The sequence below is a fragment of the Methylobacterium sp. P5_C11 genome (genome assembly GCF_054049775.1).
The window spans coordinates 1-17,161 of sequence record NZ_JBFULS010000056.1; the positions used below are offsets into that span (position 1 = coordinate 1).

The 17,161-nt window shown below is 68.2% G+C and carries 11 protein-coding genes, 1 tRNA gene and 1 pseudogene; 3 read left to right on the plus strand and 10 right to left on the minus strand.

The features are described from left to right. Positions 1 to 174: 174 nt before the first annotated feature. From ACXJKQ_RS22695 to ACXJKQ_RS22740, 10 genes and pseudogenes are all read right to left on the minus strand, one after another. Positions 175 to 1,035: an HD domain-containing protein gene (locus tag ACXJKQ_RS22695; RefSeq protein WP_457107958.1), complete on the minus strand. Its 861-nt coding sequence runs from the start codon at positions 1,033 to 1,035 to the stop codon at positions 175 to 177. A 1,164-nt stretch (positions 1,036 to 2,199) separates the two neighbouring features. Continuing rightward, the gene (locus ACXJKQ_RS22700; protein WP_457107959.1) at positions 2,200 to 3,270 is read right to left on the minus strand and encodes a patatin-like phospholipase family protein; all 1,071 of its coding nucleotides are present in this window, start codon (positions 3,268 to 3,270) and stop codon (positions 2,200 to 2,202) included. Between the two features lie 766 nt (positions 3,271 to 4,036). After that, positions 4,037 to 5,221, minus strand: coding sequence for an IS91 family transposase (locus tag ACXJKQ_RS22705; protein WP_457107960.1), 1,185 nt, complete (start codon positions 5,219 to 5,221; stop codon positions 4,037 to 4,039). A gap of 18 nt (positions 5,222 to 5,239) precedes the next feature. Continuing rightward, complete coding sequence (locus tag ACXJKQ_RS22710; RefSeq protein WP_457107961.1) at positions 5,240 to 6,148, minus strand: tyrosine-type recombinase/integrase; 909 nt, start codon at positions 6,146 to 6,148, stop codon at positions 5,240 to 5,242. 422 nt (positions 6,149 to 6,570) lie between these two features. After that, on the minus strand, positions 6,571 to 8,415 hold the full coding sequence (locus tag ACXJKQ_RS22715) for a tyrosine-type recombinase/integrase (RefSeq protein ID WP_457107985.1): 1,845 nt from the start codon (positions 8,413 to 8,415) through the stop codon (positions 6,571 to 6,573). Between the two features lie 12 nt (positions 8,416 to 8,427). Further along, positions 8,428 to 8,625: pseudogene (locus ACXJKQ_RS22720) on the minus strand (DUF6538 domain-containing protein); the annotation flags it as partial. Between the two features lie 79 nt (positions 8,626 to 8,704). Then, positions 8,705 to 8,779: transfer RNA gene (locus tag ACXJKQ_RS22725), tRNA-Gln, on the minus strand. 82 nt (positions 8,780 to 8,861) lie between these two features. Beyond that, complete coding sequence (locus tag ACXJKQ_RS22730; protein WP_457107962.1) at positions 8,862 to 10,439, minus strand: aldehyde dehydrogenase (NADP(+)); 1,578 nt, start codon at positions 10,437 to 10,439, stop codon at positions 8,862 to 8,864. A gap of 61 nt (positions 10,440 to 10,500) precedes the next feature. Further along, the gene (locus tag ACXJKQ_RS22735; RefSeq protein WP_457107963.1) at positions 10,501 to 12,171 is read right to left on the minus strand and encodes a thiamine pyrophosphate-binding protein; all 1,671 of its coding nucleotides are present in this window, start codon (positions 12,169 to 12,171) and stop codon (positions 10,501 to 10,503) included. Between the two features lie 127 nt (positions 12,172 to 12,298). Continuing rightward, positions 12,299 to 13,000 (minus strand): GntR family transcriptional regulator, encoded by a 702-nt coding sequence (locus ACXJKQ_RS22740; protein WP_457107964.1) that lies wholly within the window; start codon positions 12,998 to 13,000, stop codon positions 12,299 to 12,301. A gap of 218 nt (positions 13,001 to 13,218) precedes the next feature. Between ACXJKQ_RS22740 and ACXJKQ_RS22745 the strand changes: the two genes are divergently transcribed. From ACXJKQ_RS22745 to araD, 3 genes are all read left to right on the plus strand, one after another. Beyond that, positions 13,219 to 13,938 (plus strand): ribonuclease activity regulator RraA, encoded by a 720-nt coding sequence (locus ACXJKQ_RS22745; protein ID WP_457107965.1) that lies wholly within the window; start codon positions 13,219 to 13,221, stop codon positions 13,936 to 13,938. Between the two features lie 80 nt (positions 13,939 to 14,018). Then, positions 14,019 to 15,377, plus strand: a complete 1,359-nt coding sequence (locus tag ACXJKQ_RS22750; protein ID WP_457107966.1) for an MFS transporter — start codon at positions 14,019 to 14,021, stop codon at positions 15,375 to 15,377. Positions 15,378 to 15,393: 16 nt separating this feature from the next. Beyond that, positions 15,394 to 17,124 carry an L-arabinonate dehydratase gene (gene araD, locus ACXJKQ_RS22755; RefSeq protein ID WP_457107967.1) on the plus strand — a complete coding sequence of 577 codons (1,731 nt, stop codon included), beginning with the start codon at positions 15,394 to 15,396 and terminating at the stop codon, positions 17,122 to 17,124. The last annotated feature ends 37 nt before the right edge of the window (positions 17,125 to 17,161 follow it).

Sequence of the window (17,161 nt, forward strand, 5' to 3'; positions counted from 1 at the left end):
GCGTTGCAGGTCCTGCGGTGGCGTCTTGGCCTTCGGACGGCACGCCTCGACCAGCGGCTCCAGCTCAGACCATTGCGCGTCGCTCAGCATCATCCCTCCTGCCTTGGAGAGAGGAAAACGCAAGCCCCGCCAGTCCGTTCAGGCGACGACAGGCCCTAACGGTCCCAACCGCTCTTACCAGTTCTCAAGCGTGTGGGACCGTCCGAAGGTGGTTGAGCGTTCCGCCCGAAATACATTAGACTGGAGGCCTGCGATCCATTGGCGCCCACTCACCGTCACCTCCAAGTACTTTAGCGCACTCTCCAAATGCGAGGATACGCTTTGCCAAAAGAACTCTGGGTAGCGTTCGACCAGATCGGCAGGCGAGGTGTAGCCCAGGGTGGCGTTCGTCCCGGCCTCCTCGAACTCGTGGAAGAGCGCATTGGTTTTGCGGAGGTAGAGGAGGTCACCCATCTGCCCGATCAGATCCGCCGCCCGGACCAGGCAGGCCTCATCTTCCGGATGGTCGTCGAGATTGCCGGGCTGGGCCGGAAAGCGGGTTTGCTCGATGGCGCGCATGACGCGGTTCGCGTCCAGCATTTCCGATTGGCCAAAGCGCGCGGCGACAAACAACTTGGATCGGTCGACGTGGTAGGCGGTCAGTGCCGCGTCCGAGGCGCCGCGCGGCAGCACGATGCGGTGGCCAGCGTCGTCGATGATATAACCCTCCACAGGGCAATCGCCTTTCAGAACGCCTCGCACATATCCGATGTCATGCAGAAGGCAGGCGACCACCAGATGTGCCCAGTCATCTGGCGTGACGAATTCGAGCAGAGTTTTGCCACGCAAGATGTCGAGGCCGACCTGCGTAACGAGCAGAGTGTGCTCTAGGTCGTGGTAGAGTGCGTCAGAGTTCCCCAAGCACTCAAGGGCAAGACGCGCGGCAGCGCCAACCCTCTCGGCCAAGGGCGCTTGGCTGGCGCCGAACGTGCTCTGGAGCTCGGCGGCGAGATGGTCGCCGAGTGCCCGTGAGGCGAGCTGAGCGGTCGTGATCATGCCCGGCACTCCCATCGACTAATCTTGCAGTTTCTGCATCCGTAGCTTGATCGTACGAGACGCGGCTGTCGGCCGGTCTCAGGTGCCTTTTGTCTGATGCACCAAGTCGCGCTTGCTCCCATCTGCGTTCGGTGAGCGGTGACGTTTGCAGCGGCACTTCCGGCATCCTGTTGTGCGCCAGAACCGCTCTGCCGACCACGGGTTTTTCAGGCGGGAGGTGCGTTTGCTTGCAGGCCTGACCGTTCCACTGATCGCCGCGGCCGTGTTCACGCTCGGCGGCTACGGGATCAGCAAGGCCGCGCGACATTCTGACTAGCTCACCGAGTTCTTGGGAGCCCTGTTCATGATCGTCGCGCTGCTGGCCGGTGTTGCAGGGCTGGCTCAGATCGACACCCGAGGTCTAAGCACGCTTCCCCGACCGGCCATTCTCCGCGCGTCGTTCTAAGAGCGAGGACGTCGGCGCCTCTCTCCGCCTGCAGGGTGGCACAACCGGCCGACGCGTTGCTGCCGGCGCCCTCAGTCCAGCCCCGCTCCGTCAGCCCGCATTTCAGGTCGGTCCGGGCCAAGCGCTTGGGAACCAGTTGCTTGGACGATCCGCAGGTCTTGCCCTCAGAACCGCTGCCCGGCAAAGCCTCGTCACCCTTCAGCGTCGTGCCGGCGCACAGTCGCTTGCGCTCCTCGGGTACCAAAGCGCGGTCGAGGTTCAACAGGTCAGCGATGCTCGGCCTGACCATGGGAGCGCCTCCCGTCGCGAGAGCGGCGTCGGCGGCAGCGACGATACGGTCGATGTGATCATCTACGCTCACTGAGGGCTTACTGGATATTAGCGCGGGGCCGATTGACAGGCGGAGAGCGCAGCGGGATGCAGGGGCGTGAAGGTCAGTGGCGCCGCATGCCGCTGGAGAGCTACGAGGCGGGTCCGCAGGACATCGACAGGGAGACCCTCGCGCACGTGCGCTTTGGGATGGTGCTCGACGGCAAGGTCATCCCGTGCTGCGTGTCGATCGACGGGCCGCGCAATTTCTTCCATGAAGCCATACCCGCTGCGCACGAACGGCATGGTCGAACGCTTCATCGACTGAATCTGTCACCAGGAGTTAGGGCATCGCGATCACAGCTTGACCGAGAGGCCATGTTGCGCGGGTCGCCGCGACCTTGATCGACTCAGATCGGAGGTTGCGTGACCCAAGCGTCGCCACGCAGCGCGCGCTGCCGGCCATATTCATAGAGGGGGCGCATGTAGGATGGATCAAACGGCTTGTTCCGCTCCATCGTGAAGTCCGGTCCGATGAAGGCCAAGTTGTAGTCTACCCCGTCGCGCTCGGCTGCGGCATGGATCCGCAACACGTCGTTGTAGCCGCTGGCCGCGATCATGGCAGTGATCGCGCGACCTACAATGCCGAGGGTCCGACGCTCCGTCGAGGCCCATTCGGGATCCAGCCGACCATTGCGGATCACCCAAGCCCGAGTCCGCGCCGTTGGCTGCCCGCGCGCCAGCCGCTCCCGACGAAATCGCGAGACGCTGGCGGGATATAGGAAGAGTTGGGCGAACGCCCCGCCGTCAACATGCAACTCCTGAAAGGGCTTCCCGTTCAGCGTCACATCGAAAAAGACCGGTGCGAAGGCACCGGGGATGGCAGCGGAGGCCAGTAGAATCCGCCGCACCGTCTCCAAGGCGCGAGCATGGCCGCTCTGCGCGATAGCGCCGATGTTCCAAATGACTGGTGTCTGCGCATCGAGATTAGAGGTGCCCACCAGCAGCAGCCTGCCATTGGCGTAGGCCCGGGCGATCTCGGCCAGCATCGCCTCATCGAGGTGGCGGGAAATGGTGCGGAACAGAGGGCTGTTGTCCGCCATGGCATCGTCCAAGATCGCAGCGGTGTAGCTGCGCTCCAGCAGAACATCCGCCAAGGTGATGTCGGTGAATACGCTCTTCAGTTGCGCGTCATAGGCGCCGCCGAGAAACGCGAAGGGGGCACTCAACGCGCCGGTGCTGATGCCGGTGACCAGGAAGAAGTTCGGGCGGTCGCCATGCTCGGTCCAACCGTTGAGAAGCCCGGCGCCGAAGGCTCCGTTTTCACCACCTCCTGAGATGCCGAGCAGGTCCAAGTCGGGCAACGGTGTGGCCGGTCGGATGCCGCTCGACACGATCTGGCGTTGGACAGCCTCGATGAATTCCCGCTGGAGCGCGGCCTGCCCGTTGGTCTCAGTCGGGAAGAACCGCTCGTTCGGCACACCGAGCGCCGTTGCGGCACTCGCGCATCCGCGTGGCACGGCGGCGAGCCGAGTTGGCAGGGCACAGCCGAGGAGGCTGCTTGATGCGCCGAAGGCCGACACGCCGAGTAGCGACCGGCGAGATAGCAGTGTTGCATGTAGCGCCAAGCCGGAAGCGGACATTGCGCACCTCACGATATCGCAATGTATTATCTTCGCTCAACGTGTTTTCGTAAAGCACCGGTATTCTGGTGCTCGCCGTGGCGCTTGCAATTATCCCGCAGGTTTATTGAGGCCGCCGCAGGCTAAGCAAGCGCAAAAGCACACATCGGAATTTTGCGCAGAGGCGATGCCAAGGCATGACCGCTTCTCGGAAGGGCCGAAGACTGCTCGCTCGGAGGGTTTGGGTCGGTAGGAGTGCGTCTGCTTTTACGGCGCACCCTCTCCGAAATAGCCATTCCGCTTACGTGAAGAGTTTCGGGCGCCGTGAGGCGTACGAAAGTCTCCGAAGAAGGAACCCGCGGGGACCGAGGCGCTCAGCTATGGGGATTGGTCGTTTCGGCCCGATGGCGGGGTGTCTCGCGGCGGCTAGCGTGTGACTGTGTCCTGGCTCGCACGTGCTGGCTGAGACCGATCCGTTGGCTGCCAGGATCGCATGAGACGCCGACGCGGGGGCCATACCCTGGCGTGGGTGGCTGACGGTGGGGTCGGCTGGAACAGGCGCACGACGATCCACTGGCCGCGGCGTGGTGCTTGCGGCAGGCGACGGGGCACATGGAGGGCCGGGTCACGTGGCCCTCATCCGGGTTGAAGCCGAGGCGGTCGGCGGACCTCGCGGCTGCCGGAAGCGGCCGAAGATCTCGACGACCGTCATGCGCCCACCGCAGCACGGGCACGGGGCGAGCCGGTCGGGCGGCGACGCAGGTTCCGGCGGGTTAGCCGGCGGCGCGGCGGCCAGCAGGTCGCGGATGCGGGCGAGATTGGCGCGGCGGGTGGCGCTGGCGAGCAGGCCGTAGTGGCGGATGCGGTGGAAGCCCCTGGGCAGGACGTGCAGGAGGAAGCGCCGGATGAACTCGTCCGCGGCCAGCGTCAGGACGCCGTAGCGCTCCGGCCCGTCGCGGCGATAGTCCTTGACCCGGAAGGTGACGCCGGTCGCGTCGAAGCCGACGAGCCGCCGGTTCGAGATGGCGACCCGGTGGGTGTAGCGCGACAGGTAGGCGAGCACCGCCGCGGGGCCGGCGAACGGCGGCTTGGCATAGACGACCCAGCGCTTGGTTCGGACCGGCGCGAGGTGGCGCAGGAAGGCGCCGCGCTCGGCCAGGGGCGACAGGCTGCCGAAGGCGGCGAGCCGTCCAGCCGCGTGCAGGGCGGTCAGCCCGGCCAGGAACAGCCGCCGGAACAGCTTGGCAAGGACGCGCACCGGCAGCAGGAAGCCGGGCTTTGCTGAGATCCAGCGGGTACCGTCGCGCGCGAGACCGCCGCCGGGCACGATCATGTGGACGTGCGGGTGGTGGGTCAGCGCCGAGCCCCAGGTGTGGAGGACGGCGGTCAGCCCGATGCGGGCACCGAGATGCTTCGGGTCGGCGGCGATGGTCAGCATCGTCTCGGAGGCTGCCCGGAACAGCAGGTCGTAGACGGCGGCCTTGTTCTGGAAGGCGATCCGCGCGACCTCGGCCGGCAGGGTGAACACGACGTGGAAGTAGCCGACCGGCAGGAGGTCGGCCTCGCGCGCGGCCAGCCACGTGCGGGCCGCCGCGTCCTGGCATTTGGGGCAGTGCCGGTCGCGACAGGAGTTGTAGGCGATGCGCGTGTGCCCGCAGCCGTCGCAGGCCTCGACGTGGCCGCCCAGCGCGGCGGTGCGGCAGGTCTCGATCGCCGCCATGACCTTGCGCTGGTGCAGGCTCAGGTGCCCGCCCCGGGCGGCACGGTAGGCCGGCCCGGCGGCGCGGAAGACGTCGGCGACCTCCAGCACGGGGGTCGGCCCGGCGCGTCAGCTGCCGGCCGCACTCTCCCCGGCCTCGAACAGGCCGAGCCGATCGAGGGGGCTGGTCACGGTGCGCACCGTGCGGGCGGCGACCTTGGTGTAGAAGKCGGTGTTGTCGAGCTTGGCGTGGCCGAGCAGGACCTGGATCACCCGGATATCGGTGCCGTCCTCCAGGAGGTGGGTGGCGAAGCTGTGGCGCAGGGTGTGCGGGCCGACCCGCTTGGCGATGCCGGCGGCCCGTGCGGCCTCGACGACCACCCGGTGCAGCTGCCGGGTGCTGATCGGCTTGAGGGCGTGCTGGCCGGGGAACAGCCAGCCGTCGCCATACATCATGCCCTGCTGGCGGCCGGTCCGCCACCACTGGCGCAGCAGAGCTAGGAGATCCGTCGAGAGCAAGGCGTTGCGGGCCCGGCCGCCCTTGCCCTGTTCGACCCGGATCAGCATGCGCTGGCTGTCGATGTCCGTGACCTTCAGCGCCGCGACCTCGGCCACGCGCAGGCCGGCGCCGTAGGCTACGGCCAGGGCCGCCCGGTGCTTGAGGCAGGTCGTGGCGGCGAGCAGGCGGGCAACCTCCGCGTGGCTGAGGACGACGGGCAGCGTGCGCGGATAGGCCAGACGGACGAGCCGGCGCGCCAGATCCGGGCGGTCGAGGGCGTGGGTGAAGAAGAAGCGCAAGGCCGAGACGATGCCGTTGAGGGTCGGCACCGGCACTCCGCCCTGGCGCTGTTCGACCTGGAAGCGGCGCAGGTCCTCCGCGCTGGCCGTGTCGAGCCGGCGTCCAAGGAAGGTGGCCAGACGACCGACGTCGCGCAGGTCGTTGCGCTGGGTCTCGTGGCAGAACCGGCGCAGGTTCATCTCCTCGATCAGGCGTTGGCGCAGCGGGCTGATTGTAGGGGCAGGAAGCAGATCGTGCATCGTCGGGCTCCTCGGATGAAGGAGCCGCGATGCTCGGCCCGCCGCCGACAGGCCTCAAACGACGCGCGACGGTCCGGATGCTACCGCGACCTCACCGCGTGCGCCCTCCCGCGCAGCGGGTTCGTTCTTCGGCCAGACCCAGTCATTCTCACCGCTCTATGTGATCCTCACAGCGGACGTCCGATAAGCAAGTTGGCACGGAGTCGTCCAACTCCGATTGAAGCGCTACGAGCGCGCAGTCGGCAGGGCCAGAGGGTCCGCAGAAAGGACCGTCCGCACCTCAGCTACCTTTAACGTGAAGGCTGACGCTTCGCCGTCTTGCAGCTCCCGCACAAAGTGCATAACTTGAGCTCTTCGACTTTCTTTAAATCGCTGTCAGCAATCGCGTTTTTGGTTGCGGGTTCGAGTCCTGCCGGGCCCACTTATCCCCGAGACACGGAGCGTTTGCGGGCTCTTGCGAAGGGCGGCCGCTCCTTTGCGGAGACCCACGGGAGCAGCTTTATCGGCTTCTGCGCCAGATGGTTGGTGACCGCTGGAACCTTTTTCAGCTCCTCCAGCATCAATGCCAGAGCTGTCGGGTCGCAATAACGTTCGTCTGTTTCGCCGGACCCGGCGTGTCCAAGGATGTCAGCTCTGATTTCCGTGTGAACGCGGGCTTGCTTAAGATTGTTGCCAAGCGAATGTCTGAAGGAGTGGATGACCTTTTTACGTTCGTCTTCGTTTGAGATTGCTTTTCGAAGTCCGCTGCTAAATTCATCGTAGAGGCGATCGCCGAGCGGCGAGCTTGAGTTTGGCGATTTTAGATCCGGAAACACGAGGCCGTATCCGAGTGCGCGAACAGCTTTGACGTAGTCCAAAAACCCGAGGCGGAGCACCTCTGGGTGCAAAGCGACAAACCGAATAGATTGAACGTTCTTAAGACGACGCGTTTCGTTGAATCGAAAAGCAAGGTATGCAATCCCGCTTGCCTCCTCCACGTCGCCGACATGAAGTCCTGCAATTTCCTCTCTTCGCGCGCCTGTATAATAGAGTAAGATAATCGCGAAGTACAAAGCGCGATGGAATACCTGATCGCCTGTGGTAAACGGATCGCGCCACGAACGACAGCCTGTGAAGCAGGGCAATTGGAAGATCGCCGCAACATCGTCGTTGCTAAGAGATGGTCGCCGGTTACGTGCCCTGTCCCGCTTGCGGGCGCGAAGGAGCGCGAGGTCGATGCTCGCATCAATCGCGAGGCCCTGCGCCTTGAGAAATGTCACAAGCTGTCCGAGGAAAGTCAGGTGACGATTGATGGTATCCCCGACGATGCCACGCTTGTTGGCTGGAAGCTTGGCGCCAATCTCACGCAGTTCAGCTGTGCTGCGTTCGGCATCACGAGGGCTCTTACCATACGATGGCGAGACGGACCGCAAAAGATCAACTAATTCGGCAAAATGGCTCTGCCGAAGATCAGTCACACGGACGAGGCCGTTCTCGGCGAGTAACTTCGCGAACAGGGCAAAAATCTGCCGCGCCTGATGCTGTGTTTTTGCATCCCAGGTTTCGTCACGAGCGCGCCCGGCGATCATCGCCTCCCCGAACGCGATGATTGGATGTATCCCCTTCTGATGAGGCTCTTGGTCCGTCGCATCCAGCGCGAGGTCCGGGCTTGCTGACACGATTGCAACGCCTGTCGGCATTGGAGGGACGGCATCAGCGTTTGATTGCGAATGAGCTGTACGCGCGGTTGCTGTCGAGCCGGTGGCCTCGGGCGGCACCTGCGCTTCCCTCAGCAGGATCGCGTCGCGCAGTGTGACCTCTTCGATCCGAAGACCATCGTAGCGGCGCTCAGTCGCAAAGGCCGCCGCTGACATACCGCGGAAGGCAATCTCCTGAGCTAAAGACAAGTTAGTCATGGTGGGTGCGACCGCTTGGTTCGCGAGCAGCCCTTCCAGGCGAGCGCGAGGCATCAGGTGGCCGTTCTGGCGCACCATCGCGGCCAGCGTCGCCCGTGCCTCCTCAATGTCGAGGTCATTTAGCCCGTCGCGACGCATCTCATCAGCCAACGGAGGATCGATGGTGGCTGCCGCGCCGCGCGCTCCAAGGATACGCAGGATCCATCCCATACGCCGATCGGCACGCCGGCTCGCCTCAGGATCGAAGTGCGGTTCCGCACGTTCTGCCGCAGCGATCCGGTCGAGTTTTTCGAGGTGGGCCAATAGGCTTTCGCGAAAGATGCCGTCGAGCTGGCGGCGGCTCATAATGAGATCGGGTTCGGGCTCGCTCATGGCGCGATGAAAAAGCTGATCGGAATGAGCCGTGAGCTGGCTCGCGAGGAAGCGTGCCCTGGCCGGCTCGCGCGTGCCTAGACTTACCACGAGCTGCGTGGAACGGCAGAATCGGATCAGCGGCAGCGGGATCCGGCGGCGCCAGGAATAACTCCCACCGCGCCTGTAAGCATGAGCGATAGCCGGCACCGGGCACCTCGTGTGAGACACGCATGTGCAACACCGATGTGTGCCGACGCCTCCCGCTTCTGCAGGAAATCGTTCAAATTGAGAGACTTACGCGGAAATTTGGCTGGGGCGCCAGGATTCGAACCTGGGAATGGCGGTACCAAAAACCGCTGCCTTACCACTTGGCGACGCCCCAAGGTGAGCCGTGGCTGTCTAGACGCCGCGCCCTCACCTGGCAAGCCGTTGATCGGGCTTCCCGACTGGCCGCCGGTTGCGCCTCAGTGGCGCTCGGGCGCGCCGTCGATCCGTCGGGGCAGGCCGAGCGGATTCGCCGCCTGGAGCGCCGCCGGAAGCAGGGCGTCCGGCACGTCCTGGTAGCTCACCGGCCGCAGGAAGCGGTCGATGGCGAGGCTGCCCACCGACGTCGTGCGCCCGTCCGAAGTCGCCGGATAGGGGCCGCCATGCACCATGGCGTGCGCCACCTCGACGCCGGTGCCGAACCCGTCCACGAGGATCCGGCCGACGCGGCGCTCCAGGAGGGGCAGGAGGTCCCGCGCGGCCGCGTGGTCCTCCGGCGCCAAGTGCAGCGAGGCCGTGAGCTGGCCCTCCAGGTGCTCCAGAACCGCCCGCATCGCTGCGAAATCCGCACAGCGCACCACGAGCCCAGACGCCCCGAACATCTCCTCCTGCAACTCGGGTGCCGCCAGGAAGACGTCCGAATCCGCGGCGAACAGGGCGGCCCGGCCCTGGGTCGATCCGCCCTCCCGCCCCTCGGCCAGCGTCGTGACGGCGGCGTGGCCCGAGACCCGCGCGACGGCCTCGCGGTAGGCACGCTGGATGCCCGGGGTCAGCATGGTCGCGGCCGGGCTCTCCCGCAGCGCCGCGGCGGCGGCCGCGAGGAAGGCATCGAGGCCCGGCCCGGGCAGGGCCAGGATCAGGCCCGGATTGGTACAGAACTGCCCGGCGCCGAGGGTCAGCGACGCCGCGAAGGCCTTGCCGATCGCCTCGCCCCGCGCGGCGAGGGCGCCGGGGAACAGCAGCACCGGGTTGATGCTGCTCATCTCGGCATAGACCGGGATCGGCGTCGGGCGCCCGGCCGCGATCGCCATCAGGGCGGTGCCGCCGCGGCGCGAGCCCGTGAAGCCGACGGCGGCGATCCGGGGATCGGCCACGAGCCCCTGCCCGATCGACTGGCCGGCATCGAACAGCAGCGAGAAGGTCCCCTCCGGCAGGCCGCAGGACGCCACCGCCCTCTGGATGGCGCGGCCGACGAGTTCCGAGGTGCCGGGATGGGCCGGGTGCGCCTTGACGACCACCGGGCAGCCCGCGGCCAGGGCCGAGGCGGTGTCGCCGCCCGCCACCGAGAAGGCGAGCGGAAAGTTCGAGGCGCCGAACACCGCCACCGGGCCGACGGCGATCCGGCGCAGGCGCAGGTCCGGCCGCGGCAGGGGCTTGCGGTCCGGGAGGGCGGGATCGATCCGCGCCCCGACATAGCCACCCTCGCGGACCACGTCGGCGAACAGGCGCAGCTGCCCCACCGTCCGGCCGCGCTCGCCCTCGATCCGCGGCCGGGGCAGCCCCGTCTCCTCCATGCAGCGGGTGACGAGATCGTCCCCGATCTCCAGGATGTTCGCGGCGATCGCCTCCAGGAAGCCGGCCCGCGCCGCCGGATCGGTCTCGCGGTAGGTGTCGAAGGCGGCCTCCGCCAGCGCGCAGGCCTGGTCCAGGTCGCTCCGGCTCGCGCCTGGGAAATTCGGCTCCAGGGTCGCGCCGGTGGCCGCCGCGACGGCCCGGACGGCCGCCTCGGTGCCGCGCCGCGCCTCGGCGCCGATCAGGTTCTCGCCGCGCAGGGTCATGGGCTGTTCCTCTTCGTGGGGGCGCGGCCGGGCCGCACCGGGGCGGATGCGCGACGGGCCATCAGCCCCGCTGCGCCGCCAGGGCTTTCTCGCGGATGGCCGCGAGGGTCATGGTCGGCGTGAGCGCCTCGGGATCGACGCGGCAGTGGATCATCGCCGGCAGGCCGGAGGCGAGGCTGCGCTCGAAGGCGGGGGCGAACTCGGCGGTGCGCTCCACGTGCTCGCCGTGGCCGCCGCAGGCGCGGGCGAGGGCCGCGAAGTCGGGATTGCGCAGCTCGGTCGCCGAGACGCGGCCGGGATACTCGCGCTCCTGGTGCATCCGGATCGTGCCGTACATGCCGTTGTCGAGCACCACCACCACGACGGCGATCCCGTACTGCACGGCGGTGGCGAATTCCTGCACGGTCATCATCACGTCGCCGTCGCCCGCGAGCGCCACGACGATCCGCTCCGGGCGGCTGCGCTTGGCCATCACGGCGGCCGGCAGGCCGTAGCCCATGGAGCCCGAGGTCGGCGCGAGCTGCGTGCCGAAGGCGCGGAACCGGTAGTAGCGGTGGACCCAGGTGGCGAAATTGCCGGCGCCGTTGCAGATCACCGCGTCCGGCGGCAACCGCTCGCGCAGCCACGTGATCGCTTCCCCGTACTGGAACGCACCGGGCTTCGGCTCCGGCGTCTCGGACCATGCGCGGTAGGCGGCGTGGGCCTCGGCGGCGCGCCCGCGCCCGGTGGGCGCGAAATCCGGCAGGACCGCGCAGAAGGTCTCGGGCGCCGCCTCGATCGCCAGCGCCGGCTGGTAGACCCGGCCGAGTTCCGCCGCGTCGGAATGGACGTGGACCAGCGGCAGGCCGGGATCGGGGATGCCGAGCAGGCCGTAGGACTGCGCCGGCATCTCGGAGAGGCGCCCGCCCACCATCAGCAGTAGGTCGGACTCCTTGATCCGGGCGAGGAGCGCCGGGTTCGGTCCGATCCCGAGTTCGCCCGCGAAGTTCGGATGGTCGGCGGGGAAGAGCTGCGCCCGCCGGAACGAGACCGCGACCGGCAGGTCGTGACGCCCGGCCCAGGCGGCCAGGGCTGCGACGGCACCTTCCGTCCAGCGGGAGCCGCCGAGCAGCACCATCGGCCGCCGCGCCTCCGCCAGCATCGCCCGCAGGCGCTCGGCATCGTCCCGAGACGGCGCCGGCGCGGCCGGGATAACGCGGGGCGCGTCGGATACGGCCGCGATATCGTCGAGCATGTCCTCCGGCAGGGCGACCACGACCGGGCCGGGACGGCCCTGCATCGCCACCCGGAAGGCCCGGGCGAGGATCTCGGGGATCCGGGCCGCGTCGTCGATCTCCACCGCCCACTTGGCCACGCCGCCGAACATCTGCCGGTAATCGACCTCCTGGAAGGCCTCGCGGTCCCGCATCCGCCGGGCGATCTGGCCGACGAACAGGATCATCGGCGTCGAATCCTGGCGAGCGATGTGCACGCCGGCCGAGGCGTTGGTGGCGCCGGGACCCCGGGTGACGAAGCAGATGCCGGGTCGGCCGGTGAGCTTGCCGGCGGCCTCGGCCATGATCGCCGCCCCGCCCTCCTGCCGGCAGACCAGCACGTCGATGCCGCTGTCGCGCAGGGCGTCGAGCACCGCGAGGTAGCTCTCCCCGGGGACGCAGGTCACGCGCTCGACGCCCTGCGCGCGGAGCTGGTCGACGAGCACCTGCGCACCGGTGCGTGGGGGCAATCCGCTCAAGCCGTTCCTCCCTGGCACTGGGGCCGCATCCGGTGCGTATGCCGGATCGGCCGTGGATCCGCCCGCCGCTGAGAGGCGTCTGATATCCCAGTTTCAGGATAGGGGCGGGGTCGGGGCGGTCAACCTGTCAGACCAGGGGCCGACGGTCGAGGGCTCGACGGGTCATCCGGTCGAGAAAGTCGAACAGCGTCCCGATCCCGGCAAGGGCCGCCGCCTCCTCCCGCGCCGCGATGCCGGACAGGATCGTCCCGTGGATCCCGGCGCAATCCAGGAAGCTGGCGGTCGGCTCGTAGGTGTACCAGAACCGGCGGGACTGGGCGTGGAGCGCCGCCATGGTGCCGGTGAGCGTCGGGTTGTAGGCCGCGCCGACCAGGGCCTCGTGAAGGGCGCGTTTCTGCCGGAAATAGGCCTCCCGGTCGCGGGCCTCCGCGGCGCCGCGCAGCCCGGCCGCGCGCTCCATCAACTGCCCCAGGTCCTCCGCCGTGCCGCGCGCGATGACGCAACGGGCGACGGTCTCGTCGAGGGGACGACGCACCTCCAGCAATTCGAGATGCTTGATGATGTCCACCGGGGTGACCAGGACGCCGCGCCGCGGATGGACCTCCACGAACCCGATCGCCTTGAGCCGCCCCAGCGCCTCGCGGATCGGGGTCCGGCCGAGGCCCAGCTCCGCGCCGAGCTCACCCTCGGAGACCATGGCGCCGGGTGCGAGGCGGCGGCTGATGATCATCTGCTCGATGGCGTCGTAGGCGGTCTCGGAGAGGGAGCGCGGCCGGCGTACCTCCGACGGCGCCGTGCTCCCGCCGCCCGCAAATCCCAATCCGGCCAAGGGCTTCCCCGTCGATGTCGGATCACGTCTGTCGCAACCCGCGCCGGTTGACAATGGCGCGGCGCGCCGTGCTACTCAAGATCTGGGATATCAGTCCGCATCCAGAGCGGGCGGGAAACAAGCCCGGCGTAAGCCACGCGTGCAAGCGAGATGCGCAAGCGCGATGCGACCGTCACCGGTCGCGGTCGCGCAGACCGGGTCCCAGGGAGGAGATGCGTATGGCCGGGCTGTCCCCCGAGACGCGCGCCAAGCTGAAGTCCGTCAGCACGGCGACGCTGATGACCGCACTGTTCAAGCGCGGCTTCCGCAATCAGATGATCCAGGGCGTGCGCCCCCTGAAGGCCGGCGGCCCGACGATGGTCGGCGAGGCGTTCACCCTGCGCTACATCCCGGCCCGTGAGGATCTGAACCCCATCACCGTGTTCCGGGACCGGGCGCATCCGCAGCGCAAGGCCGTGGAGGAATGCCCGCCCGGCGCCGTGATGGTGATCGACAGCCGCAAGGACGCCCGGGCAGCCTCCGCGGGTTCGATCCTGGCCACGCGCCTGATGGTGCGGGGCTGCGCCGGCCTCGTGACCGACGGCGGCTTCCGCGACGCCGACGAGATCGCGCAGCTCGCGATGCCGAGCTACCACGTGCGGCCCTCGGCGCCGACGAACCTCACCCTCCATCAGGCGATCGACATCGACGTGCCGATCGGCTGCGGCGACGCGCCCGTCTTCCCGGGGGACGTCATCGTCGGCGACGGCGACGGCGTCGCGGTGATCCCGGCCCACCTCGCCGACGCGGTCGCCGACGAGGCCGTCGAGATGACCGCCTACGAGGACTTCGTGGCCGAGGAGGTTCGCAAGGGCCGCACAATCCTCGGCCTCTACCCTGCCACCGACGAACAGAGTCTCGCCGACTTCGCTGCGTGGCGGCAGCGGACCGGCCGCTGAGTGTGCCGGTCCGGCCCGCTCCGGCCTGGCACGCAATCGGCAGCGGGCCTGGACTCGTCGGTTTCGGCAGGGAGGTGGTCATGGCGGCGGGTCTACGCGCGGGAGCGGTCGTGCCCGACATCGAGCGGCGCACCGTCGCCAGAGTGTCGCGGCGTCTGCTGCCGCTGATCGTGCTGATCTACTTCGTGGCCTATATGGACCGGACGAATGTGGGCTTCGCCGCCTTCGGCCTGAACCGGGAATTCGGGTTCTCCGCGACGCTCTACGGCTGGGCCGCTGGCATCTTCTTCCTCGGCTACGTCATCTTCGAGGTGCCGAGCAACGTCCTGCTGGAGCGCGCCGGGGCGCGGCTCTGGATCGCCCGCATCATGGTCACCTGGGGGCTGGTCGCGGGCAGCATGGCCCTCATCACCGGCCCGGCGAGCTTTCTGGCCCTGCGCTTCCTGCTGGGCGTGGCCGAAGCCGGCTTCTTCCCCGGCGTGATCCTCTATTTCACCTACTGGTTCCCGAAGCGGTACCGAGCCCGTGTGGTCGCCGCCCTGTTCCTTGCGGTGCCGGGCTCGAACGCCCTCACGGCCGTGATCTCGGGGGCGCTGCTCCAGCTCGACGGCACCCTGGGCCTGCACGGCTGGCAATGGCTGTTCCTCCTGGAGGCGGTGCCCTCGATCCTGCTGGCCCTGGCGGTCCTCGCTCTGATGACGGATCGGCCCGAGCAGGCGGCGTGGCTCACCGCCGAGGAGCGGCGGTGGCTGGAGGAAGAACTGGCAACGGAGCGCGCAGGGACGATCCGGACCCACGGGCACTTCACCCTGCGGACGGTCCTCACCGACCGGCGGATTCTTGCCCTCGGGGCGATCTACTTCTGCATCGGCACCGCCACCTACGGCATCACCTTCTTCATGCCGCCGATCCTGAAGAGCCTGCATCTCACCGATTGGCAGACGGGCGTCGCCACGGCGGTGCCCTACATCGTCGGGACCCTGGGCATGATCGCGTGGAGCTGGTCGTCGGACCGGCGCAACGAGCGGCGCTGGCACTTCGCGATCGCCGCGCTGGTCGCCGCTCTCGGCCTCATCGTGTCCGGTCCCATGCTCGGGAGCCTCTGGGCGCTGACCGCGATGTCGGTGGCCACGATCGGGCTCTACGGCAGCAAGCCGGCCTTCTGGGCGATGCCGGGCGAGTTCCTGGCCGGGCCGGCGGCCGCCGGGGGGATCGCCCTGATCAACGCGATCGGTAATCTCGGCGGCTTCGTCGGCCCCTACGTCCTGGGCTGGCTCAAGGATGACACCGGCACCTACGAGGCGGGACTCTACTTCCTGGCCGCCTGCGCGCTGGCCTCCGCGGCGATCACGGTCGTCTCGGTCCGGTCGGGGGGCGCGGCGGCCGATCCGCGGAACGGCGCCGGCCGCGCAGCCCGTCCCGCCGGACCGAACCCATGAAACCGGAGGCAGGGCGATGACCGCGCGCAAGAAAGACCTGGGCGACCTGCGCAGCCAGCGCTGGTTCGGCGCCACGGACCTGCGCAGCTTCGGCCACCGCTCGCGCATGCTCCAGATGGGCTACGAGCGGGCCGATTTCACCGGCAAGCCGATCGTCGGCATCATCAACACCTGGAGCGACATCAACCCCTGCCACCAGCATTTCCGCGAGCGCGTGGAGCACGTGAAGCGCGGCGTCTGGCAGGCGGGGGGCTTCCCGATCGAGCTGCCCGCGCTCTCGCTGTCCGAGAACTTCGTCAAGCCGACCACGATGCTCTACCGCAACCTCCTCGCCATGGAGGTGGAGGAGCTGCTGCGCCAGCATCCGGTCGACGGCGCGGTGCTGATGGGCGGCTGCGACAAGACCACGCCCGGCACTGTGATGGGGGGCATCTCCATGAACCTGCCGATGGTGTTCCTGCCGGCCGGCCCGATGATGCGCGGCCATTTCGGCGGCACGATCCTCGGCTCCGGCTCGGATGTCTGGAAGTACTGGGCCGAGAAGGAGGCCGGGAACATCACCGCGCAGGAATGGAACGCCATGGAGGCGGGCATCGCCCGCTCCGCCGGCACCTGCATGACGATGGGCACGGCCTCGACCATGACGGCGATCACCGAGGCCCTGGGGCTGTCCCTGCCCGGCTCGGCCTCGATCCCGGCGGCCGACGCCGACCATCCCCGCATGGCCTCCGCCTGCGGCCGGCGCATCGTGGAGATGATCTGGGAGGACCTGAAGCCCTCCGACATCCTCGACCGCCGGTCGATTGACAACGCACTGGTCGTTCACAACGCGCTGGCCGGCTCCACCAACGCGATGATCCACCTCGTGGCCATGGCCGGGCGCGCGGGAATCCCGATCAAGCTTACCGAGTTCGACGCATTCGCCCAGAAGGTGCCGGTGATCGCCAACCTCCGGCCCTCGGGTGAGTGGCTGATGGAGGATTTCCACATCGCGGGCGGCATCCGCGCCCTGATGGCGCGCCTGTCCCCACTCCTCCACCTCGACGCCCGCTCGGTCACCGGCAACACGGTCGGCGACGGGCTCGCCGGTGCGAAGGTCTTCAACGACGACGTGATCCGCCCGCTCGACCGGCCGATCGTCGCCATGGGCGGCACCGCGATCCTCTACGGCAACCTCGCCCCCGACGGCTGCGTGATCAAGCCGCCGGCCGCCGACCCGCGTCTGCTGCAGCATACCGGTCCCGCGCTGGTCTTCGACAGCTACGACGCGATGAGCGCGGCGGTGAACGACCTCGCCCTCGACGTCACCCCCGACCATGTGATGATCTTGCGCAATGCCGGCCCAATCGGCGGTCCCGGCATGCCGGAATGGGGGATGCTGCCGATCCCCAAGGTCCTGCTCCGGCAGGGCGTGCGGGACATGGTCCGCATCTCGGACGCGCGGATGAGCGGGACGAGCTACGGCGCCTGCATCCTGCACGTGGCGCCGGAATCGGCGGCCGGCGGTCCCCTCGCCGCCGTTCGCACCGGCGACCGCATCACGGTCGACGTGCCCGCGCGCCGGATCCACCTGCACCTCGACGACGCAGAGATCGCCGCGCGGGTGAAGGCGTTCGTGCCGCCCGACCGGGCCTATCCGCGGGGCTACAACCGCCTGTTCGCCCAGCACGTGAGGCAGGCGCACGAGGGCTGCGACTTCGACTTTCTGGAAGGTTCGGGCGGGATCCCGGAACCCGAGATCCACTGACCGGCCCGAGCCGTCGGTAACGGGCGGCGGGCCACAC